The organism is Brevibacillus sp. Leaf182 (assembly GCF_001423865.2).
Classification (GTDB): Bacteria; Bacillota; Bacilli; order Brevibacillales; family Brevibacillaceae; genus Brevibacillus; species Brevibacillus brevis_C.
On sequence record NZ_LMPN02000031.1, the window covers coordinates 134,073 to 157,296 of the forward strand.

The 23,224-nt window shown below is 50.0% G+C and carries 16 protein-coding genes; all 16 read left to right on the plus strand.

What is annotated here, in order from left to right:
* Positions 1 to 3 precede the first annotated feature (3 nt).
* Positions 4 to 624 (plus strand): DUF4912 domain-containing protein, encoded by a 621-nt coding sequence (locus ASG16_RS22105; protein WP_056486136.1) that lies wholly within the window; start codon positions 4 to 6, stop codon positions 622 to 624.
* 10 nt (positions 625 to 634) lie between these two features.
* Entirely contained in the window at positions 635 to 3,472 is a 2,838-nt protein-coding gene (locus ASG16_RS22110; protein WP_056486139.1) for a 1,4-alpha-glucan branching protein domain-containing protein, read from the plus strand.
* 30 nt (positions 3,473 to 3,502) lie between these two features.
* Entirely contained in the window at positions 3,503 to 5,908 is a 2,406-nt protein-coding gene (locus ASG16_RS22115) for a sugar phosphate nucleotidyltransferase (RefSeq protein ID WP_056486141.1), read from the plus strand.
* Positions 5,909 to 5,926: 18 nt separating this feature from the next.
* Positions 5,927 to 7,888, plus strand: coding sequence for a glycoside hydrolase family 15 protein (locus ASG16_RS22120; protein WP_056486144.1), 1,962 nt, complete (start codon positions 5,927 to 5,929; stop codon positions 7,886 to 7,888).
* Positions 7,889 to 7,907: 19 nt separating this feature from the next.
* The gene (locus ASG16_RS22125; protein WP_056486146.1) at positions 7,908 to 9,332 is read left to right on the plus strand and encodes a phosphoglucomutase/phosphomannomutase family protein; all 1,425 of its coding nucleotides are present in this window, start codon (positions 7,908 to 7,910) and stop codon (positions 9,330 to 9,332) included.
* Between the two features lie 861 nt (positions 9,333 to 10,193).
* Positions 10,194 to 10,835, plus strand: a complete 642-nt coding sequence (locus ASG16_RS22130) for a serine/threonine-protein kinase (RefSeq protein WP_048033700.1) — start codon at positions 10,194 to 10,196, stop codon at positions 10,833 to 10,835.
* Positions 10,836 to 10,912: 77 nt separating this feature from the next.
* The gene (gene lspA, locus ASG16_RS22135) at positions 10,913 to 11,362 is read left to right on the plus strand and encodes a signal peptidase II (RefSeq protein ID WP_048033699.1); all 450 of its coding nucleotides are present in this window, start codon (positions 10,913 to 10,915) and stop codon (positions 11,360 to 11,362) included.
* Between the two features lie 45 nt (positions 11,363 to 11,407).
* Complete coding sequence (locus ASG16_RS22140; RefSeq protein WP_048033698.1) at positions 11,408 to 12,337, plus strand: RluA family pseudouridine synthase; 930 nt, start codon at positions 11,408 to 11,410, stop codon at positions 12,335 to 12,337.
* 19 nt (positions 12,338 to 12,356) lie between these two features.
* Entirely contained in the window at positions 12,357 to 12,758 is a 402-nt protein-coding gene (locus ASG16_RS22145) for a VOC family protein (protein ID WP_056486149.1), read from the plus strand.
* A 98-nt stretch (positions 12,759 to 12,856) separates the two neighbouring features.
* Positions 12,857 to 14,218 carry a TolB-like translocation protein gene (locus ASG16_RS22150; protein WP_056486152.1) on the plus strand — a complete coding sequence of 454 codons (1,362 nt, stop codon included), beginning with the start codon at positions 12,857 to 12,859 and terminating at the stop codon, positions 14,216 to 14,218.
* 223 nt (positions 14,219 to 14,441) lie between these two features.
* Entirely contained in the window at positions 14,442 to 14,981 is a 540-nt protein-coding gene (gene pyrR, locus ASG16_RS22155; RefSeq protein WP_007728461.1) for a bifunctional pyr operon transcriptional regulator/uracil phosphoribosyltransferase PyrR, read from the plus strand.
* Positions 14,982 to 15,158: 177 nt separating this feature from the next.
* Positions 15,159 to 16,517 carry a solute carrier family 23 protein gene (locus ASG16_RS22160; RefSeq protein WP_056486154.1) on the plus strand — a complete coding sequence of 453 codons (1,359 nt, stop codon included), beginning with the start codon at positions 15,159 to 15,161 and terminating at the stop codon, positions 16,515 to 16,517.
* 168 nt (positions 16,518 to 16,685) lie between these two features.
* On the plus strand, positions 16,686 to 17,627 hold the full coding sequence (locus ASG16_RS22165; RefSeq protein ID WP_056486156.1) for an aspartate carbamoyltransferase catalytic subunit: 942 nt from the start codon (positions 16,686 to 16,688) through the stop codon (positions 17,625 to 17,627).
* Complete coding sequence (gene pyrC / locus ASG16_RS22170) at positions 17,594 to 18,874, plus strand: dihydroorotase (RefSeq protein WP_056486159.1); 1,281 nt, start codon at positions 17,594 to 17,596, stop codon at positions 18,872 to 18,874. The genes ASG16_RS22165 and pyrC overlap by 34 nt, the downstream gene beginning before the upstream one ends.
* A 55-nt stretch (positions 18,875 to 18,929) precedes the next feature.
* Positions 18,930 to 20,027 (plus strand): carbamoyl phosphate synthase small subunit, encoded by a 1,098-nt coding sequence (locus ASG16_RS22175; protein WP_056486162.1) that lies wholly within the window; start codon positions 18,930 to 18,932, stop codon positions 20,025 to 20,027.
* The gene (gene carB / locus ASG16_RS22180; protein ID WP_056486164.1) at positions 20,011 to 23,223 is read left to right on the plus strand and encodes a carbamoyl-phosphate synthase large subunit; all 3,213 of its coding nucleotides are present in this window, start codon (positions 20,011 to 20,013) and stop codon (positions 23,221 to 23,223) included. Before ASG16_RS22175 ends, carB begins: the two co-directional genes overlap by 17 nt.
* Position 23,224 lies beyond the last annotated feature (1 nt).

Sequence of the window (23,224 nt, forward strand, 5' to 3'; positions counted from 1 at the left end):
AAGATGCTGGAAAAAATTCTCGAACTGCGTTCACGATCCATGTCCATTACACAAATTGCCAAAGAGTGTGGTTTAACGATCGGTCAAGTGAAGTATCTCCTGCAAAAAGACCGTGCGAAGCCAGTGACACCACCTCCCGCTAGAACAGAATTAGAATGGCAATTGCCTGCGTTTTATGGTCGGGACATTGTCAAAGTCATGACACAAGGACCGACTGTGTTATTTATCTATTGGGAGATCACTTGGCCGCGCATGAGAATGGTCGCATCGTACCTGCAAGCCGATTATCGTCACATCCAGAAGGGCTTGCGTTTGTATGATGTAACGGAACGGTTATTTGATGGGAAAAATGCGCATTCCGTCCGAGATGTGCTTGTACATGAAGAGGCTCATTCCTGGTACGTGAAAGATGTAGAGCCAGGACGTACATACATTGTTGATTTTGGTTTATATGAACACAATCGGTTTTGTCCGATTTTACGCTCGGAAACGGTAGTTACCCCGCAAAATTCAAAAGCTAGCTGGGGGGAGCCGTTAGTTGAGCCTGTCCACGATCCAGCTACACCCTCCTGGTTTGAGAACTTTTCCTCCTACTCGTTGTATACCAAAACATCCAATAAGTGAGGTGTCATTTGTGCACAAAGGTTATCTCTCCCTCGTGTTGCATGCCCATCAGCCTTATGTCCGACACGGGGATCGGGACGATCGCCTGGAAGAGAGCTGGGTGTATGAAGCCATGCTGGAATGCTATCTTCCCTTGCTCATGGTTTTCGACAAGCTCCTCTCAGACGGCATCGCTTTCCGTATGACCCTTGCTCTTTCTCCGACATTACTTTCCATGCTAGATGATGATCTGATCGTGACACGCTTTCGCACACATCTAGCGAAGACCGTTGAATTGGCCGGGAAGGAAGTCAAACGAACCGCAGGTCAACCCCAAGAACACCGTATCGCCAAAATGTACGTGGATCGTTTTCGAAGCATCATTGCCTATTGCCGCAAGTGGGATTTTCAACTAATCAAGGCCTTTAGGCATATCGCGGATAGTGGATGCCTCGAACTCATCACTTGCGCAGCCACACACTCCTTTTTGCCCTATGTGGAAACAGAAGAGGCGATTCGAGCACAGCTTCAGGTGGGTATCAATACACACGAGCGGATTCTAGGAAGGCGTCCGAAGGGAATTTGGCTGCCAGAGTGCGGGTATACACCTGGATTGGATCGCTTGCTGAAAGAGGTGGGGCTTCGGTATTTCTTTGTAGACAGTCACACGATAGAGCATGCGACGCCTTTACCTCGCAGAGGGGGGTTCGCTCCCTTGTTCACGCCGCATGATGTAGTTGCCTTTGCCCGAGATGAAGAAGCTTCTCGCCAGGTATGGAGCTCGAGCGATGGATATCCAGGGGACTATGACTATCGTGAATACTACCGGGATATCGGATTTGAAAGGGAGATGAGCTACATCGAGCCGTACATCCATCCTGATGGCATTCGGGTGCGTACTGGTTTGAAATACTATCGGATCACCGGCAAAGAAGGGGATAAAGACTGGTATGAGCCAAGCTGGGCGCGGGAAAAAGCAGCGTCACATGCGGGACACTTCCTGTATCACCGAGAGCGTCAAGTGGTAGAAGCCAGTCACTGGATGGATCGTATGCCGTTGGTCGTCGCCACTTATGATGCGGAGCTGTTTGGGCATTGGTGGTTCGAGGGTCCGCAGTTTTTGGATGACCTCATACGGAAAACGGTTTGTGATTCAAAAGAAGTGAAATTAATGACACCATCAGAATATTTGGAGAAGTATCCAGAGCAGGATCGCGGTCACTTGCCTATGTCTACATGGGGAAGAAATGGCTACGGAGAAGTCTGGCTGAACGAGAACAATGGCTGGATATACAGGCATCTGCATCAAGCAGAGCGGGAACTGATCGGAGCGATTACGACCTTTTCTGAGCAAAAAGAAGATCAGCTTTCTTTACGGTGCCTCAAGCAGGCTGCACGCGAATTGATGCTGGCCCAAAGCAGTGATTGGGCGTTTATTTTAGACGGTCAAACGGTCACCCGGTATGCAGTGCAACGCGTTCATGACCATTTGGTTCGCATGCGGGCTCTCTTGGCAATGTATCAAGAGCATCAACTGGATGAAGAAGCAATTACACAAGCAGAAGCTGCCTTTCCGGTCTTTCCTGACTTGGATATCACGTTCTATTTGCCTAAACAAACGCATAGAGTGAACGTATCGCATCAATTGGTAGCGGCTACGCAAGATCAATCTTCGACAAAAACAGTGTTGATGCTTGCATGGGAATTTCCCCCTCATGTGGTAGGGGGGCTTGGTCGGGCTGTCTACGATCTCGCTAGGCATCTTGTCCAGCAAGGAATAGCGGTGCATGTGCTGACGCGTGCGACAGATTCATGCTCCATAGATGAGACGATGGAAGGGGTTCACGTACACCGTTTGCCTACGTACATACCCTCCGAACAAGCTGACTTTCTGGCATGGGTGTTTCAACTAAATTTGGCGATGGTCGATGCTACCTCCCAGCTCTGGGCACTCGGGGTGCGACCAGATGTCATCCACGCTCACGATTGGCTTGTCGGCTGGGCTGCGATCGAACTGAAACAGAGGTACTCTCTTCCGCTCGTCAGTACGATTCATGCTTTGGAACATGGTCGGCATCAAGGCATTCATACACCGTTGCAGCAAAGGATTCATGAGTGTGAACGCGCGCTAACACAAAGCTCTGACTCGATGATCGTTTGCAGCAAGTATATGGAGTCGGAAGTCATGCGGCTGTTTGGAACACCACCCTCCCAATTGCGGGTCATTCACAATGGTGTCGATCTGATGCCCCTACCGGATGTAAATCGGGAACAGCTTCGGCAGGAGTTGGCGATAGGTGGTGGACCGGTCCTCTTTTTTATAGGGCGCTTGGTTCAGGAAAAAGGTGTTCACCTATTGGTGGAAGCCATGGCAAGGCTGCGCAATGAGTTTCCGCATGTGATGTTGCTTGTAGCTGGCAGAGGACCGATGCAAGACGAGTGGAAGCAGTTGGTTCATCAGATGGGACTTTCTCGGCAAGTCCACTTCTTGGGTTTTGTAGACGACGAAAGGCGAAATGAGCTGTTCGCCTTGGCTGATGTGGCGGTATTCCCGAGCTTGTATGAGCCTTTTGGAATTGTTGCACTGGAAGCGATGGCTTTGGGTACGCCAGTTCTTGTTGCGGATACGGGAGGGCTGAGGGAGATCGTTCGCCATGGCGAAAACGGCGCCATGATGTACACAGGCGACCCGGAATCACTAACGAATCAACTCCGCTGGCTATTACGCGACCCTGATCAGCGGCATCAACTGGCCCAGACGGCTATGCGAGATGTTCAACAGTTTTATAACTGGACTCTTTTGGCTGGTCAAACCATGGATCTATACCGTTCACTTGGCGTACCCGCGGAAATCGGCATGACAACATAGATTGCAACGATGAAGGAGGAAGAAAAGAAGATGAAGGCAGTAATCATGGCTGGAGGAAAAGGTACACGACTACGTCCGTTAACATGCCACACGCCAAAACCAATGGTGCCACTCTTAAACCGGCCTTGCATGGAGTACACGATTGATCTATTGAAAAAGCATGGGATTACAGAGATAGCAGTGACACTCCAGTATCTGCCTGATGTCATCCGCGATACGTTTGGTGATGGATCTCGCTATGGTGTTTCGCTCGTCTATTTTGAAGAAACAATTCCTTTGGGCACGGCAGGCAGCGTGAAAAACTGCGCAGATTTTCTCGATGAGCGCTTCGTCGTGATCAGTGGGGATACGTTGACAGACATCGATTTATCAGCAGCCATACGTTTTCATGAGCAAAATAACGCATTGGCTACGCTCATTTTGACTCGTGTAGAAACACCGCTGGAATTCGGAGTTGTCATGACAGATGAGGGCGGACGCATTACCCGCTTTTTAGAAAAGCCGAGCTGGGCAGAGGTTTTTAGCGATACGGTGAATACCGGGATATACGTCTGCGAGCCCGAGGTCTTGTCTTATATAGAAGAAGAGCGGGAAGTAGATTTCAGCAAGGAAATTTTTCCGTCCTTTTTACAAGCAGCAAAGCCTCTATTCGGATATGAGGCAAGCGGTTATTGGTCTGATATTGGCTCTTTGGAGGTTTATCAGCAAGCCCAGTTTGATTTGCTGGATGGACGCGTGCATCTCGAAATAAAAGCACAGGAAATCGCACCGCGCATTTTCTTGGAGAATGATGTTCGCATCGATTCATCGGTTCGTTTGGAAGGCCCTGTCTACATCAGTGAAAATGTACACTTGCAGGCTGGAGTTGCGGTTGGTGCTTATTCCATTCTGGGGAAAAATACCGTGATTTCTTCTGGTACGAAGCTGTCTAGGACGATCATTTGGGAAAATAGTGTCATTGGGAAAAAAACAGAGATCACAGGAACGACCCTCTGCCGCAACACCCGAATAGCAGATTGCGTACAACTCGGGGAAGGGGCGGTCATTGGAGATCAGTGCCTTATTGGAGCGAAGTCGGTGGTAAAGGCAGGGGTCAAAATTTGGCCAGATAAGGAAGTCGGGGAAAATGCGACTGTCACCACCTCGCTCATCTACGGTGCGAAGCAAACCAAAAATTTGTTTGGGACGCATGGAATCAAGGGCATTGGCAACGTTGACATCACGCCCGAATTCGTTACAAGACTTGCTGCTGCCTACGCGTACTTATTACAAGCGGGGGATAAAATTGCGCTCTCGGCATGCGCACACCCATTTGCTCAACTATTGAAGCATAGCATCATGACGAGTTTGTGCTCCTCCGGAATTGATACAGTCGATCTCGGGATTGGCAATTCCCCCTTGACTCGATACGGCGTGCGCTCCTTGGATTGCCAAGGCGGCATTCATATTTATATGGCAGAGCCAGTCGATGATAAAGAGATTGTCATCCAATTCATCGATCATGCGGGCTTGCCGATTTCTCGAGATAGGGAACGCAAAATTGAGAATGCTTACTGGCAAGAGACGTATGTTCGCAACCTGAATCGATTGGGAGCATTGCAAGTCGAGCATCACGTACAAGAAGCTTATCTTCACGCTTTAGTCCAGCAGTTGAATGTATCGTCCATCCAGCGTCAGCGTTTCCATCTGCTGATCGATTGTGAACAGCGTTTTTTTCCGACTTTTCTTGCGCCACTCATGCATGCACTGGGAGTCAGCGCCCATTACAGCTCCATACAAGAAGGTATTCGTAAAAAGGGAGCGGATTTAGGGGTTCGACTCGATAAAAATGGCGAGCAATTTACCTTGTTTACCGAGCAGGGAGAGAAGCTCGCAAACGAACAGATCACGGCTCTGCAACTGCTGGCTTGCAGTGGTCAGCACCGGCGTATCGGTCTTCCTGTGAGTGCACCGATTGAATTGGAGCATATGGCCCAGCTATTGCAAATGGAGGTTGTACGCACCAAGGTCTCTCCGCGTTCCATGATGGAGGTATCGAGCGAGCAGCGCTTTCATCCGATGTTTGATGCTGTGTACAGCCTCATGAGAATTCTTTCGTATCTCGCTTCTGAAGAAAAACCGCTCAGCGTTTTGCTTGATCTGTTGCCAGCTTGCCATATGGAGAAAAAGACTGTCTTTTGCCCATGGGCAGCAAAAGGGAAGGTCATGCGAAGAGTGATGGAAGAAAACAAAGGCAAGCTGCTGGAGCTCGTCGATGGAATCAAGGTATACGATTCGAACGGCTGGGTGCTGATTTTACCTGATTCAGAGGATTCGCACGTAAAAGTGATTTCGCAAGGGGCGACGGCAGAGACCGCAGCTACGCTTGCTTCTTCCTACGCGAGGCGAATTGCCGAATATCAGTATCACGAAAAGAGAGAGATCGACAGCCTATAACGAAAAGGACGTGAAGGCATGCCGAGACCGCTCGTCGTCGGGAACGGAAAACTGCTGATTAATTTTGATGACAAGCTGCACATGCGAGATCTCTATTTTCCGTATGTCGGTCAGCTAAATCATGTCGGGGGACACTTTAGCAAGCTGGGGATATGGGTGCAAGGTCGTTTTTCCTGGCTGGATGAAGACGGCTGGACACGGAAGCTCGGATACGGACAGGAGTCTTTGGTGACAGATGTTCATGCGCATCATGAACATCTGGGCATCTCTTTGCAAATTGCAGATGGGGTGCATCAGCGTGACCCGATTTATTTGAAAAAGGTGTGCGTTCGGAATTTAACGAGCGAGGTGCGGGAGGTCAGGCTGTTTTTTAATCACGATTTCAGCTTGAATGAGACGGAGGTAGGGGATACCGCTGTTTTTGATCCCATCCTGCGCACCATTTATCACTACAAGCGCAATGTGTACATTATGGCGAATGGAAAAACGGATACAGGTGGGATCGATCAATATAGCGTCGGGATCAAGCGGTTCAACTATGCGGAGGGGACCTGGAGGGACGCGGAGGATGGTCTTTTGTCCGGAAATCCGATTGCACAAGGCTCCATAGATAGTACGATCGCTTTTTCCCTCATCCTGCAACCCCAAGAAGAGAAGGCACTCTTTTACTGGATGTGCATTGGTGAATCGTATGAGGATGTTAAAGTATTGAACCAGTATGTACTTGAAAGTGATCCGGAACGTTTGCTCAGTCGGGTCGCGGTGTATTGGCAGCGTTGGGTCAATAAAGAAGAGCGGGACTTTGCTGATCTTCCGGCAGAGGTTGTCAATCTGTACAAGACCAGCTTGCTTCTCGTGCGCACGCAAATTGATCAGAACGGAGCTATTCTCGCTGCGAATGACTCGGATATTCTCCAATTCAATCGCGACCATTACAGCTACATGTGGCCAAGAGATGGGGCTTTAATTGCGAGTGCGATGGCGAAAGCGGGCTATACGGGAGTGGTCGCACCATTTTTCCGATTTTGCGCCGACGCATTGAATAAGGACGGGTATTTGCTACACAAGTACAATCCAGATGGTTCTGTCGGCTCCAGTTGGCATCCGTATATTGTTGATGGAGAGGTTCAGCTCCCGATTCAGGAAGATGAGACGGCGCTCGTGCTGTACGCGCTCTGGGAGCAATACAAGAGCGGCAAGCAAATTGAAGACTGCCAGGCGCTCTATCCCACGCTGGTTCGTCCGGCAGCTCGCTTTTTGCTGGCGTATGTCCATCCAGAGCTGCAGCTCCCAAAACCAAGCTACGACTTATGGGAAGAGCGACGGGGAATTTTTACGTTTACCAGTGCTACGGTTTTCGCAGGCTTAATGGCTGCGGCTCGTTTCGCCCAGTTGTTCGGGGATGATCGGCGGTACAAACGCTACGCAGAAGGGGCAGAGCGCATTCGTGAGGCAATGGAAAAACATCTGTACGACCCTGAAATCGGGCGTTTTTTGCGTGGGATTTATGTAAGAGCAGATGGAAGTATCGAAAAAGATTTCACGGTGGAGAGCAGCTTGTTCGCCTTGTTTGCGCTTGATGTGTTTTCTGTAGACGATCCGAGAGTGGAGCGGACCATGGAAGCTGTCAAAAAGAGTTTGCGGGTAGATACCACGATCGGTGGAATTGCTCGCTATCAAGGGGACTACTATTTCAAAAAATCACATGACACGGCGAAGGTGCCGGGAAATCCATGGATCATTTGCACCTTATGGGTGGCTGATTGGGAAATTGCCAAGGCAAAATCACTCGATGAACTCCAAGAGCCAAAGAACAGACTGGCCTGGGTCGTACGCCATGCTCTACAAAGTGGCGTGCTATCCGAACAGCTCGATCCGTATACAGGTGCTCCCGTATCCGTTGCACCGCTGACATGGTCGCATGCTACTTATGTTGCCACTGTTTTGCGTTATTTGGAAAAGGTGAATGAGTTGCGGTAACGAGGGGAGAGATGAGGAGATGACAACGATCCGTTTCGGTACGGACGGTTGGCGTGACATAATCGCAGATGGCTTTACTGTCGAGAATGTCCGTATTGTCGCACAAGCCATCGCCAGCTATACCAAAGAAATCGGACAACAGGAGCAGCCTGTTTTGGTCGGGCACGACACGCGGTTTTTGGGGAGACGCTTCGCGGAGGAGGTTGCAGCAGTCCTGACCGCGAATGATATTCGAACCTATTTGGTGAATGAAGCTGCACCAACGCCTGCCGTAGCCTTTGGCGTGAAGCATTTTGCAGCGAGTGGCGCAATCATGATCACGGCCAGTCACAATCCACCCGAATATAACGGCATCAAATACATTCCAGAGTATGCTGGACCTGCAACGCCTGCGATCACGCAAAGATTGGAAGAGTGGATCACCGAAACCTGCCAGACGAAATCGGTACGCACGATTTCCCTCGCGGAAGCAAAGTCCCGCAAGCTGCTGCAAGTCATTGTGCTGCGTCCTCATTACGAGGCGCATCTTAGACGGATGATAAACATGGATGTTTTGCGAAACGCTTCCTTGTCGGTCGTTGTCGATGCGATGCATGGTGCAGGCATGGGTTATGTGAGCGGTTTTTTATCAGAGGTGGGGGTGAAAAACGTCGGAATCCGAGAAGTCCCGGATGCGGCTTTTGGAGGAGATTTGCCCGAGCCAAACGATAAGCATTTGCATTTGCTAAAAAAAGAAGTCGTAGACCGCCAAGCCTCTCTTGGTCTTGCCAATGACGGGGATGCGGATCGCTTCGGAGTCGTCGACCGCTTCGGACAGTACATCACGCCAAACGAAGCACTCGTGCTCCTAACCTATCACTTGCGAAAAAATCGTGGCTTGACCGGACGGATTGTCAGGACAGTAGCAACCACGCATCTATTGGATCGGATGGCTGAGCATTATGGTCTTGAACTGGTGGAGACGCCGGTCGGCTTCAAGTACGTAGGGGAGGAAATGCGCAAAGGTGACGTGCTCATCGGCGGAGAAGAAAGTGGCGGGGCCAGTATTCTCGGTCATATCCCGGAGAAGGACGGCGTACTCATCAATTTGTTGCTCGCCGAGATGTGTGCGTATGAAAACAAAGGAATCGATCAAATATTGCGAGATGTATACGAGCAGTTCGGCGAGCTGTTCCATACGCGGCTTGATATGAAATTGCCGGAAAAAGATCAATGGGTACAGCAAATGATCGCCAAGCCACCTGCACTCATTGGCCCTTATCAGGTTTTGGAGATTCAACGAGTGGACGGGGTCAAGCTGTTGCTCGAGGAAGGACATTGGGTCTTGATCCGTCCGTCTGGCACAGAACCGTTGGTACGCATTTATTGTGAAGCAACGAATGCGACGGCTTTGCAGAAGCTTCAAGATGCGATTCATGAATGGTTTTTGGAAATTAATGTGTAGATTCTAAAAGGGGAGAGCCTGCATGGATGTGCCAGGTTCTTCTTTTTTTGACAACAACTAAAGGCGGTCGTTATGTGGCTGCGGTGAAGAGAAGAATATTTCCAGTCTAGGCTCCAGGCTCCGTCCTGCTGGGGGTTGAGACTGTCCGCTCCGAAGGGATTCGCGGGGAAACGCAAAAGTGGTAGCCGCTTCGTCGCGTGGGCACGTTGCGTTTCTGTTCCCCGCGAATCCCTTCTGCGCTGGGTGGGACTCCACAAGTCGCTACGTCTGGAAATATTCTTCTCTGTCGTAACTGATTACATTCTTCAATCTTTTAAGGATTTTAAAACCCGTTTAACACAGAAAGTTCGTAGAGGAAACAGGAGAAAAAAGCGAAGATCTTAGGGACACCGACCGATGCGCAATGAAAAAAAGGAAACAAGCTTTTAGCGTCCACCTCTGAGATACCCCTAGAATGGACGACTTTGGACGCGGGTTTCCCTTTTTTTCATGGAGCAGGGCAGTCAATCCCACAGAGGGTGGACCTAGAATCGGAGCGTTTTCTCCTGTTTCCTCCCCACCACAACAAACGTACCAACGACTTATTTCTAAATGAATCAGATAGAATCATTCGTTATACACTACATAAAACAGGTACTATTGGTGGACATTCACTACCCATTTACCAAATCAAAAAAATGAGGTATTCTTGTCCATATGCAATCCTTTCATTGGAATCGGACAGGACTTCCTGGCCTCACCAGTGTAAAGGATTTTTTGCCCCTTATAGGAAGTGTCTGAATGATCGTAGTAGATGAACCTTCATTAATTTTGTTTTAACGTAGTTCGAAGTCGGTAACTGATGAGAGATGATGAGAAACGATGCGGATCGATCAGCATATATTGCAAGCTTTTTTACAGGAAGTTCAAGTGGAGAGTCTGTCACCGGATGATCCAGTCGTCGTGCACCACACGCCGTACCCGTGGGAACTGGTCGGTACCGGCAATTATGCTGCCGTATTTGCCCACCCGGACTATCCGAAGGTAGTGATCAAGCTGTACGCACCTGGAAGACCAGGAGCCGAACAGGAAATCGAAGTCTATCGCAAGCTTGGGGAGACTCGTTCCTTCCCCATCTGTTATGATTATGGGGAAGGATACTTGGTCATTACGCGGATGAACGGTATCCCCCTGTTTGACTGTGTTCGCTTTGGTATTCCGATTCCTCCGCAGGTGATTGAAGACGTGGAGGAAGCGCTAGAAGAGGCGCGCAGGAAGGGATTGTTTCCCCACGATGTCCATGGGAAAAATGTGTTAATGGATCAGGGACGAGGTTATCTGATTGACGTATCGGATTACTATGTCAATGATACAGACACGAAATGGCGTGATTTACGCAAGGCGTATTACAAGGTGTATCTGCCATTTATCAAGGATCGTGGATGGAAAATCCCATTGTGGATGCTGGAAGGCGTACGCAAAGGCTATCGACTGTACAAAAAAGGAAAGCGCTTGTTCACCTAGGCTGTCTCTGGTAAAATGTTCATTTGACATTGTGTTTGTACAGTTGCTGGTCGAAGCAGAATAAGGAGGACATTCCATTGTTGTACTATCTCATTGCGGCAGTAATTATTGCGCTTGATCAGTTTACAAAGTATTTAGTCGTGAAGTATATGGAATTGGGAGAATCCATTCCTTTGATCGCGGACGTATTTCATCTAACTTCCCATCGAAACATGGGAGCGGCGTTTGGCATCCTGCAAAATCGACGTTGGTTTTTTATTGTCATTACCACTATCGTTGTGATTGGGATTGTCATTTCCTTAATTCGCTTGGGGAAAAAACAACCTCGTGCATCCTTGGCGCTGTCACTGGTCTTGGGTGGGGCCGTAGGGAATTTCATTGATCGTGCGATGACCGGTCAAGTTGTAGATTTTCTCGATTTTACGTTGATTAACTTCCCGATCTTTAACGTGGCTGATATGGCCATCACGATTGGTGTGGGGATTTTGCTTCTCGATGTTTTTCTGGATGGGAAGAAAAACAGATAGTCATGAGAATAATAGTGGGAAAGCTCGGATAGGTGGAGAACATACATGAATGACACGCAATTATTTGAACGTTACGATTGGACGGTAGAGCCAGCGGATACGAGCGAGCGCATCGACAAGTTTATCACGCTGCAAAATGAAGATTGGTCCCGTTCACAGGTGCAGGCTTGGGTGAAGGAAGGCCGTGTCACTGTAAATGGTGAACCGATCAAAAACAACTACAAGCTACAGGCAGAGGACGAAGTGACCCTCCGTGTTCCGCCGCCAAAAGAAATGGCGATCCAGCCAGAAGAGATGTCGCTTGATATTGTATACGAGGATAGCGATGTCGTGGTCGTGAATAAACCACGTGGCCTCGTCGTGCATCCTGCTCCTGGTCATTACAGCGGGACACTCGTTAATGGACTTTTGGCTCATTGCAAGGATTTGTCCGGAATCAATGGCGTTTTGCGTCCGGGAATTGTCCATCGCATTGACAAGGATACATCCGGCCTCTTGATGGTAGCCAAAAACGACAAGGCACACATGGGTTTGGCTGAACAATTGAAAGCACATACGGTCAACCGGAAGTATGTCGCGATTGTTCATGGTGTCATCCCGCATGAAATGGGAACAATTGAAGCACCGATCGGGCGCGATCCGAAAAATCGCCAGCAAATGGCGGTCGTCTTCGAAAACAGCAAGCCGGCTGTTACGCATTTTATCGTGCTGGAGCGTTTCAAGGAGTACACGTTGGTGGAATTGAAACTAGAAACAGGACGTACCCATCAAATTCGCGTACACATGAAGTACATTGGCTATCCACTGGCGGGCGATCCGAAATACGGTCCGAAAAATACGTTGGAGCTCGATGGACAAGCTCTGCATGCGAAAACACTGGGCTTCATCCATCCCCGTACAGGAGAACAGCTTGAATTCGAAGCACCAATGCCGAAGGAAATGCTCGACGTCATAGAAGTTCTCAGACAAGCGTAAGGGAACAGGAGGAATAGCCGTGCTAAAAAGATTAGCGCATGTGACGCTATACGTTCACGATTGTGAAGAGGCATTGCGGTTTTACACGGAAAAACTCGGTTTTGAAAAACGCATGGATTCTCGTATGGATGATGGTTCTCGGTGGCTCACTGTCGGCCTTCCAGGGGAGGAGATAGAGATCGTATTGCATGACCCTGCCCATTGGCATCGGGAAGACGTTGCACAGGAAATGCTTCGTCAGGTCGGCAAAAATCCCATGTGGGTTTGGCAGACGGATGATTTTGGGTCCACATACGAAACACTGCGTCAACGCGGCGTGAAGTTTGTGAGTGAACCAACTGAAGTGATGTATGGCATTGAGGTTGTTTTCGAGGATCTGTATGGCAATCGTTTTTTGTTGTTGCAGCCAGTCTTTCTATGACACTTACATAATGGCAGTTGGATTGGAAAACGCTAGTAGAGAGCTTATTACTTTCTTCTGGCGTTTTTTTATCATTCAATAGAGAGTGTAAGGAGTGAATGTCTGTGAACGGAAAATGGCGGAAGCGGATCAGCCTTTTTGTCCTTTTGGTTGTACTTGTCACAGCAAACGGTGAAGCAAAGGTGGCAGCCCAAAGCCAACAGCCAGAGCGTGTGAACAAGGAAATAAGCGTTCCGGCAAAAATTGCATTTACGAGCAATCAGCATTTGTTTTTGGTAGATGGACGGGATGCGACGGGAAAGATAATGCAAATCACCAAGAACGGCTATGCACAGATCGTGGGCTGGTCGTCAGATGGCAAGTGGCTTCTGTTCGTAAAATACAAGGGCAACGACAATTACTCGACACCAGGCTACGTGTGGATCGTCAGAGCTGACGGTAGCCAAGCTGTGCAGGTAGACGAGCGAGCGGTTTTTGAAACGCCAAAATGGTCCCCGAAAGCGAACAAGCTAGCGTACACGGTAAATATCGGTAGTAATGAAGCGCCAAGACCATTGCTGATAGTAAAAGACGTCCATGAGCAGGGAAAATTAGCTTTGCAAAGTTCAACGAAGGCTGATTTCGCAGATTTTGCCTGGATGCCGGATGGGGAAAACATGCTTGTCTCGCTACCTGCCGAAAAAAATAAGCCGATGACGCTGGCCTTGCGCACGCTTGCAGGTAAAACATTGGCTGCCTACCCGATTGCAGAACCGCCAAAAGTGGAGGAAGGTATCTACCCATGGGCAGCGACAGGCTTAAAAATATCCCCGGATGGGAAGGCTGTGGCCTACTTTGTCCGGTATAACTCCGGCTCCTTGTCTGCTGATGGCGTACCTATTCAACGGTTTGATTTGACACAGCCTGCCAAAAAGCCAATAGTGCTCGGTACTGGATTGGCTTATCCTGATTGGCTTGCCTGGACCCCAAATGGCGAACAGCTTGCTTTTGTCGACGGCACTGACCGGATCGCCACGACTAACAAGCAGTTAAAGCTGGCCGATCGAGCAGGAAAGGTCAAAACAGTCAGCCCTGGTCCAGTGGTGGTAGACACTTATCCGGTATGGATTCCAAAAGCTCCGTACACGCTGCTTTTCACTAGAGGCTTGGCTACAGCGTATTCGTATGATCCTAAAAAGGTCATGGTACCGGAACAAGGCATCTGGCGACGGTCCGCAGGTGGAGCAGAGCAGCAGGTGACAAAAGGGGAAGCGCATACAGCAGACTACTATCCTGCACCGTCTCCAGATGGGAAACTGCTACTTTTCTTGCGTTTGGATCGAGCGGAGCATGGCTCCCTGTTTATCCAAGGAATTGGCGAGGAGGCGGACAAACAAGTCGAGCTGATCAGAGACATTACAGGAGATATTGGGTATTATGCGAATTACTTGCCACCGTGGGTCAGCGTCTATTGGGAATAGTTAGACTTTTCCGGGCTGCATTGACACCCGTCCAGAATCGTGACATAATTCTACATGACGAATGGAACCTTTAAATCCAGTCCAGTGAGGCTGGCAAGGGCACGGAATGACAAACAGGCGGGACTCTTACAGTCCGGTCAGTTTGTCCGAGGGCTTCTTGTCTCCTGACAAGGAGCCTTTTTTCGTAAGGTCCACTGTTCCCGTCGAGAAGGGGGATATTGAGATGATCAACAAAAGCGTCATTATGGATGAAGCCGCAATCCGCCGAGCGCTTACACGAATCGCACATGAAATTATCGAGCGAAACAAAGGCGTCGAGGATCTCATTATCGTGGGTATCAAGACTAGAGGGATCTACCTTGCGCAACGCCTTGTGGAAAGAATCGAAATGATTGAAAATGTGAAAGTCCCAGTCGGTGAACTGGACATTACGTTCTATCGTGACGATCTGCAACACAAGTCCGAAGATGCCATTTTGCAAGGCTCCAAGCTTCCGGATCAAATCACAGGCAAGACTGTGATTTTGGTGGATGATGTTCTCTACACAGGAAGAACCGTGCGTGCCGCATTGGATGCACTGATTGACAATGGTCGCCCACGAATGATTCAACTGGCTGTTCTGGTTGATCGCGGTCATCGTGAGTTGCCAATTCGTCCTGATTTCGTCGGAAAAAATCTCCCAACTGCTCGAACGGAAATTGTCGATGTACAATTGGCAGAAGTGGACGTTATGGACATTGTGTCCATCCGACAGCTACTGTAAAAATAAAATATCTCCTCTTTAAAAACGATCCCGTGAGGTCGGCAAGAGGCAAGAAACTTCCCATGAGCATGGCGAAGCTAGCCTCTTTGTGTCCGCACAAAGAGGTTTTTTGTATAAAAAGAAGCTTTTTGAAAGAAGCTTTTTGAATGAAAGAAACAACACAGGGGGCATACAGGCATGAGCCAAAAAAATTACATCGATGTAGACGAAACACCACATATTTCGCGATTGCTGCCACTTAGTATTCAACATTTGTTTGCGATGTTCGGCTCGACTGTACTCGTACCGATCTTGACGGGTCTGGATGTTGCAACTGCCCTCTTGGCGAGCGGGATCGGGACACTCCTGTTCCTGTGGATCACCAAAGGAAAGCTTCCGAACTATCTCGGTTCTTCCTTCGCCTTCATTGGTCCGATTATCGTCGTGAGTCAATCGCATGGTGTAGGGACGGCACTCTTAGGTTGCTTCCTCTCCGGGATTGTGTACATCATCGTCGCCGGGATCGTGAAGAAGGCAGGAGTCAAATGGCTCGATCGGGTACTGCCACCAGTTGTCATCGCATCCGTCATCGTTGTGATCGGTCTGAGCCTGGCTGGTGTAGCAGTAGACATGGCAACGAAAGTCACTGTAGACGGTCAATCGCAAATGTCACTGACTTCCATTGAAATCTCGCTCGTTACTGTAGTCATAACAGTTCTTGCAGCGGTCATGCTGCGCGGTTTCCTTGGTCTTATCCCAATCTTGATCGGAATGGTTTCCGGTTATGTATACACACTGCTGCGTCACCCTGATCTGATTCATTTTCAAACAGTGAAAGATGCTCCTTGGGTTGTTGGATTCAGTGAAATGTTTACGTCCCACTTCAAATTCGCAGAGGTGACGAGTGCAATGGCGAATCCGAGCGCATGGATCGCTGCCCTGGTTATCGCACCAGTCGCTTTCGTCACACTGGCGGAGCATCTGGGTCACTTACTGGTAACGAGTAAAGTTATGGATCGTGATTTGATGAAAGACCCTGGATTGCACCGCAGCTTACTTGGGGATGGGGTTGCTACGTCACTCGCTGCGATTATGGGCGGTCCACCTGCAACGACGTACGGTGAGAACATCGGAGTCCTTGCGATTACAAAGGTATACAGCCGCGTCGTCATCGGTTTCGCAGCCGTTCTCGCGATTATGTTTGCCTTCGCAGGTAAGGTCAGTGCCTTCTTGATGACGATCCCAACACCGGTACTTGGCGGTGTCTCCATCATCCTGTTCGGTATCATCGCGGCACAAGGCTTGCGGATGTACGTCGAGCACAAAGTGAATTTTGCAGACAAGCGCAACATGATTCTCGCAGCGGTCATCCTCGTGACGGGAATCGGCGGATACAAAATCAGTTTTGCAGGTACAGGTATCGCTTTCCTGAACGATCTGACCATCGATAATATCGCACTCTCTACCTTCCTGGGAATCATTCTGCACCTGATCCTTCCAGGAAAAGAGTCCGCGATGGGAGATGCGCACCGCGAAGAACAAAAACAAATAGCCTAAACGTTCCCAATCCTTTAAATCCAGTCCAGAGAGGCTGGCAAGGCAAAGAACGCTGTTTTGGCTGCCCAAAAAAGGCACTCAACCAGCTTCTTGTCTCGCTTGCCTCCAGATGCAAAGCGATGCCAAGAAGCTTTTTCTTTTAACATTAAAGAATCGGAGGGATTCATGATGAAAAATGTAGCGCACCTGATTGGCCTCAAAGACTTATCGAAAGAACAGATCATCCAGCTCCTCGAGCGAGCAGAGTATTGGGCTGCCAGACCAACTGAGCAAGCGGATATCCTGCGCGGACGGTTTGTCGCGAATCTGTTCTTCGAGGCCAGCACCAGAACTCGCTTCTCTTTTGAAGTAGCACAAAAGCGACTGGGCGCACATGTTTTGAACTTCATACCGGAAACCTCCTCTACCGTAAAAGGCGAAACGGTCTATGACACGATCCGCACCTTGGAAGCAATGGGCGTGGAAGCAGCCGTGATCCGCACCAAGAAGGAAGGCCTGCTGCAAGAGTTGGCTGAAAGCGTAGACCTGAAGCTGATCAACGCGGGAGATGGAACGAATGAGCACCCGACTCAATGCCTGCTCGATCTTTTGACCATGAAAAGGCAGTTTGGCAAGCTCTCTGGTCTCACGGTAGCGATCATGGGAGACCTGCGCCACAGCCGCGTGCTCGGTTCTCACCTGCATGCGCTGCCGAAGCTCGGCGTGAATCTGCTGCTCTCAGGTCCAGCTACGATGATGCCGGCACATATCCCGCAAGGTGTCAAAATCGTGGAAATGGAAGAAGCGGTTCAAACCGCAGATGTGGTCATGATGCTGCGCGTGCAACTGGAGCGCCATGCGGAGTCCCTCTACTTATCGAAGGAAGAGTACCACAAGGCACACGGGCTCACTCTGGAAAGAGCCAAAATGATGAAGTCCGGCGCAGTTATCATGCATCCGGCACCCGTCAATCGCGGGGTTGAGATTCATACCGATTTGGTAGAATGCGAAACGTCCTTGATCCAAACCCAAGTGACCAACGGAGTCGCAGCAAGAATAGCAGTTCTAGAAACTCTTTTGAAAGGGAGCGAAATGACATGGGAATCATCCTTGGCAACGGCAACGTACTAAATCAGGCGGGGGAACTCACCCCGATGGAAATATTGGTGGAAAAGGGAAGAATCACTGCGAAGGGGGAAACGCTCGATCGCTGTGGGCATGAATGGATCGATTGCCATGGAGGTTTGATTAGCGCGGGTCTCATCGATGTCCACGTACATCTGCGTGAGCCAGGCTTTGAACATAAAGAAACGATCGAAACAGGGGCAAAAGCAGCGGTACAAGGCGGATTTACAACAGTAGCATGCATGCCGAACACACGACCGTCCATCGACAGTGTCGAGACCGTGACCTACATTTTGGACAAAGCGAGCGAGGCTGGTATGGCGCGCGTGATCCCGTATGGTGCGATTACTGTTCGCCAATTGGGAAAAGAGCTGACTGATTTCGCAGGGTTAAAAGAAGCGGGGATCTTCGCGCTGACAGATGACGGTGTAGGTGTGCAATCAACAGCGATGATGAAAACGGCCATGCAAAAAGCAGCAGAGCTCGGCATCGCAATTGTCGCTCACTGTGAGGACGAAGACCTGTTGATCCCGGGAGCAGCTTTGCATGACGGGGTGGTAGCAGCTCGACACGGTCTCCCTGGAATTCCTTCTGAGTCAGAGTCCATCCATGTCGGTCGCGATATTTTGCTGGCAGAACAGACAGGTGTGCACTACCACGTATGCCACATCAGCGCGAAAGAGTCGGTGCGTCTGGTACGCGACGGCAAACGCGCTGGCGTAAATGTAACGTGTGAAGTCAGTCCGCATCACCTCTTGCTGTGCGATGAGGATATCCCGGACAATCTGGATACGAATTGGAAAATGAACCCGCCGCTGCGCTCTCGAGAGGATCGCGCTGCACTGATTGCGGGATTGAAAGACGGCACCATTGATATGATCGCCACAGACCATGCTCCACACACCCAAGAGGAAAAAGCAAACGGGATAAACCGCGCACCATTCGGAATCGTCGGATTGGAGACAGCATTCCCGCTGTTGTACACAAATCTCGTTCAAACGGGAGAACTGACCTTGAAGAAGCTGGTTGAGCTGTTGACCGTGAAGCCAGCAGAAGCATTCAAACTGCCATACGGACGCCTGGAAGTGGGCGCACCAGCAGACCTGACTGTGATTGATCTGGAAACGGAAAAAACAATTGACCCAAGCACATTCGCAAGTAAAGGAATCAACACACCATTTGCAGGCTGGGCATGCAAAGGCTGGCCGACCCTGACGCTGGTAGATGGGAAGATCGTATATCAAAACGTGTAAAAACGACTGACAGACAAGACACAAGTTTTTACACGACAATGGAGGAGGAGCATAGATGCGTGCAAGATTGATCTTGGAAGACGGAACAGAATTTATCGGGACGGCATTTGGAGCGACAAAGGAGTCCTACGGGGAAGTGGTTTTCAATACAGGGCTGACTGGTTATCAGGAGGTTTTGTCCGACCCATCCTACTGCGGACAGATTGTCACCATGACATACCCGCTGATCGGAAATTACGGGATCAATCGAGACGACTTTGAAGCTGTTCGTCCATACATTCACGGTTTCGTTGTTCGCGAGCATTGCGAAGCACCGAGCAACTGGCGCAATACGAACACACTCGATGAACTGCTGAAAACATACGACATCCCGGGGATTGCGGGAGTCGACACTCGCATGCTGACGAGAAAAATTCGTTACCACGGCACGATGAAGGGGATGATTACAACCAGTGAAGCCCCATTGACTGAACTGGTTGCTGCCCTGAACGGCACGACATTGATGACAGACCAAGTATCACGCGTTTCTACGAAAAGCGTCTTTAGCTGTCCAGGAACAGGTCATCGGGTAGTGCTGGTAGACTTCGGAGCCAAGCACGGGATTTTACGCGAGTTGACCAAGCGCAACTGCGACGTAGTCGTCGTGCCCTACAATGTGACAGCAGAAGAAATTCGCCGCATTCAGCCGGACGGGATACTCTTGTCCAATGGCCCTGGGGACCCGAAGGACGTACCGCAAGCCGTCGAGATGATTCGCGAAATCTTGGGTGAATATCCTCTGTTCGGAATTTGCCTCGGTCACCAGTTGTTTGCACTAGCATCTGGCGCTGACACGACGAAAATGAAATTCGGACACCGTGGCGGCAACCATCCGGTAAAAGAACTGCCAACCGGACGCACATATATCACATCCCAGAACCACAGCTATGCAGTCAAAGAAGACTCACTGGCAGGCACGGAACTGGAAGTTACCCATATCGCACTGAATGATGGCACCGTCGAAGGCGTACGTCATGCAGCGAAGAATGCATTCTCAGTACAGTACCATCCAGAAGCAGCTCCAGGACCGTATGATTCCGGCTACCTGTTCGACCAGTTTCTTGCGATGATGGAAACCGCTAAGGAGGAAAAAACTCATGCCAAAACAAGATAATCTGAAAAAAATCCTCGTAATCGGCTCTGGACCTATCGTCATCGGGCAGGCTGCAGAATTTGACTATGCAGGCACGCAAGCATGCGAAGCGTTAAAAGAAGAGGGCATGGAGGTAGTGCTGATCAACTCCAACCCGGCGACTATCATGACCGATACAAACATGGCGGACAAAGTATATATCGAACCAATCACACCTGAATTTGTAGCGCGAGTCATTCGCCAAGAAAAGCCGGATGGACTACTGCCTACACTTGGAGGTCAAACAGGCTTGAACATGGCTGTTGCCCTCTCAGAAGCAGGCGTTCTTGAGCAAGAAAATGTAAAGCTGCTCGGTACCAAGCTGGAATCGATCAAGCAAGCAGAAGACCGCGACCTGTTCCGCTCCCTCATGAATGAGCTGGGCGAGCCAGTACCTGAATCAGTCATCGTGAGCACGGTAGAAGAAGCTGTCAATTTTGCAAACGAAATCGGTTATCCCATTATCGTTCGTCCTGCCTACACCTTGGGTGGTACAGGCGGCGGAATTTGTGATGATGAAGAAACCCTCCGCGAGATCGTCGCAAGCGGATTGAAATACTCCCCGATTACGCAATGTTTGATCGAGAAAAGCATTGCTGGCATGAAAGAAATCGAGTACGAAGTGATGCGGGATGCCAACGATAACTGCATCGTCGTCTGCAACATGGAAAACATCGACCCAGTCGGCGTGCATACAGGTGACTCCATCGTAGTAGCGCCTAGCCAAACACTGGCTGATCGCGAGTATCAAATGCTGCGCACATCTGCACTGAACATCATCCGGGCGCTCGGTATCGAGGGTGGCTGCAACGTACAATACGCACTCGACCCGCACAGCTTCCAGTACTACGTGATCGAAGTAAACCCGCGTGTGAGCCGCTCTTCTGCACTGGCTTCCAAGGCAACAGGCTACCCAATCGCAAAAATGGCCGCCAAAATCGCAATCGGCTACACGCTGGATGAACTGAAAAATCCGGTGACAGGCCAAACATACGCATGCTTCGAGCCAACACTGGACTACATCGTCAGCAAGATTCCACGTTGGCCGTTCGACAAGTTCCAATCCGCCAACCGCAAGCTCGGTACGCAAATGAAAGCAACTGGAGAAGTCATGGCGATCGGTCGGACTTTTGAAGAATCGATCATGAAAGCCATCCGTTCCTTGGAAATCGGCAGCTATCACATCGAGATCAAGGGAGCAGACGAAATCAGCGAGGAAGATTTGAAAGCACGACTGGTGCACGCGGATGACGAACGCCTCTTCCTGCTGGCAGAAGCACTGCGCCGTGGCTGGACGATCGAACAACTGCACAACTTGACTAAGATCGATCTGTTCTTCCTGCACAAGTTCCATAAAATGATTGCCTTTGAAGCAGAACTGGCAAAAGGCTTGACGAGCGAAAAGCTGTACGAAGCAAAACGCATGGGCTTCACGGACCGCAAAATTGCCGAGCTATGCGGTGAGACAGAAGAAGCGGTATACGCAATGCGCAAGGAAAAAGGCTTTGTACCTGTATATAAAATGGTAGATACTTGCGCGGCAGAATTCGAAGCGCAAACACCGTACTACTACTCCGCGTATGAAGTAGAAGACGAGCGCATCGAGACTGGCAAGAAGCGCGTGGTCGTGCTGGGCTCCGGACCAATCCGTATCGGTCAAGGCATCGAGTTTGACTATGCAACTGTTCATGCTGTCTGGGCACTGAGAGAAGCGGGCTATGAGGCAGTGATCATCAACAACAACCCGGAGACGGTTTCTACAGACTTCAACACTTCTGATCGCCTGTACTTCGAGCCCCTGTATATCGAAGACGTCATGAACATTCTCGATGTGGAAAAACCAGAGGGTGTCATCGTACAATTCGGCGGACAAACCGCGATCAATCTGGCTGACAAGCTGGCTGCACGCGGAATCAAAATCTTGGGTACGAGTCTGGAAAACATCGACGCAGCGGAAAACCGCGAGAAGTTCGAAGCGCTGCTGCGCGAGCTGGATATCGCCCAACCACCAGGCAAAACGGTTACGTCAGTCGAGCAGGCAGTCGTGGCAGCAGAAGGTCTTGGCTTCCCGGTACTGGTTCGCCCTTCCTACGTACTTGGCGGACGCGCGATGGAAATCGTGTACAACCAGTCCGAGCTGTTAGAGTACATGGAAAAAGCGGTGAAGGTAAATCCTGATCACCCTGTACTAGTAGACCGTTACATGGTCGGAGTAGAAGCGGAAGTCGATGCGATCTGCGACGGCGAAAACGTTCTGATCCCAGGCATCATGGAGCATATCGAACGCGCAGGGGTGCACTCCGGTGACTCTATCGCTGTATATCCTCCGCAATCCTTGTCCCAAGCGATCAAGGATGAGCTGATCGACATGACGACGAAGCTGGCGCGTGCCCTGCAAATCAAAGGCTTGCTCAACATCCAATTCGTCATCTATAAAGACCGCCCATACGTAATTGAGGTCAATCCGCGTTCGTCCCGTACGGTGCCATTCCTCTCCAAAGTAACGGGGATTCCGATGGCGAATATCGCAACGAAAGCGATCCTTGGTCACTCTATCATCAATCAAGGCTTTACACCAGGCTACCATCCAGAGGAGTCGATGGTTTCTGTCAAAGTACCAGTCTTCTCCTTCGCAAAGCTGCGCCGCGTCGATATTACGCTCGGCCCTGAAATGAAATCGACCGGAGAAGTCATGGGACGCGAGAGCACACTGGCAAAAGCGTTGTACAAAGGCTTGGTTGCAGCAGGGATGAATATCCCGACACAAGGCACCTTGCTCGTGACTGTTGCTGACAAAGACAAGGAAGAAGCGCTAGACATCGTGAAACGCTTCCGCCACCTCGGCTTCAAGCTAATGGCGACCGCAGGCACAGCCGATTATTTGGAGCAAGCGGGACTGCAAGTCACACGCGTAAGCAAATTGTCCGAAGGCACGCCAAACCTGTTGGATGTCATCCATACAGGAGAAGCGAACATCGTACTCAATACACTGACAAAAGGCAAAACACCACAACGTGACGGCTTCCGCATTCGTCGGGAAGCAGTAGAGAACGGCGCCGTATGCTTGACTTCACTCGATACAGCTTCCGCTCTCCTGCACGTACTGGAGACGATCACATTCTCTACAGAAGCAATGCCAGCCCAGCGTGCTGGTGCCAAAGTAGCGGTAACCGTATAAA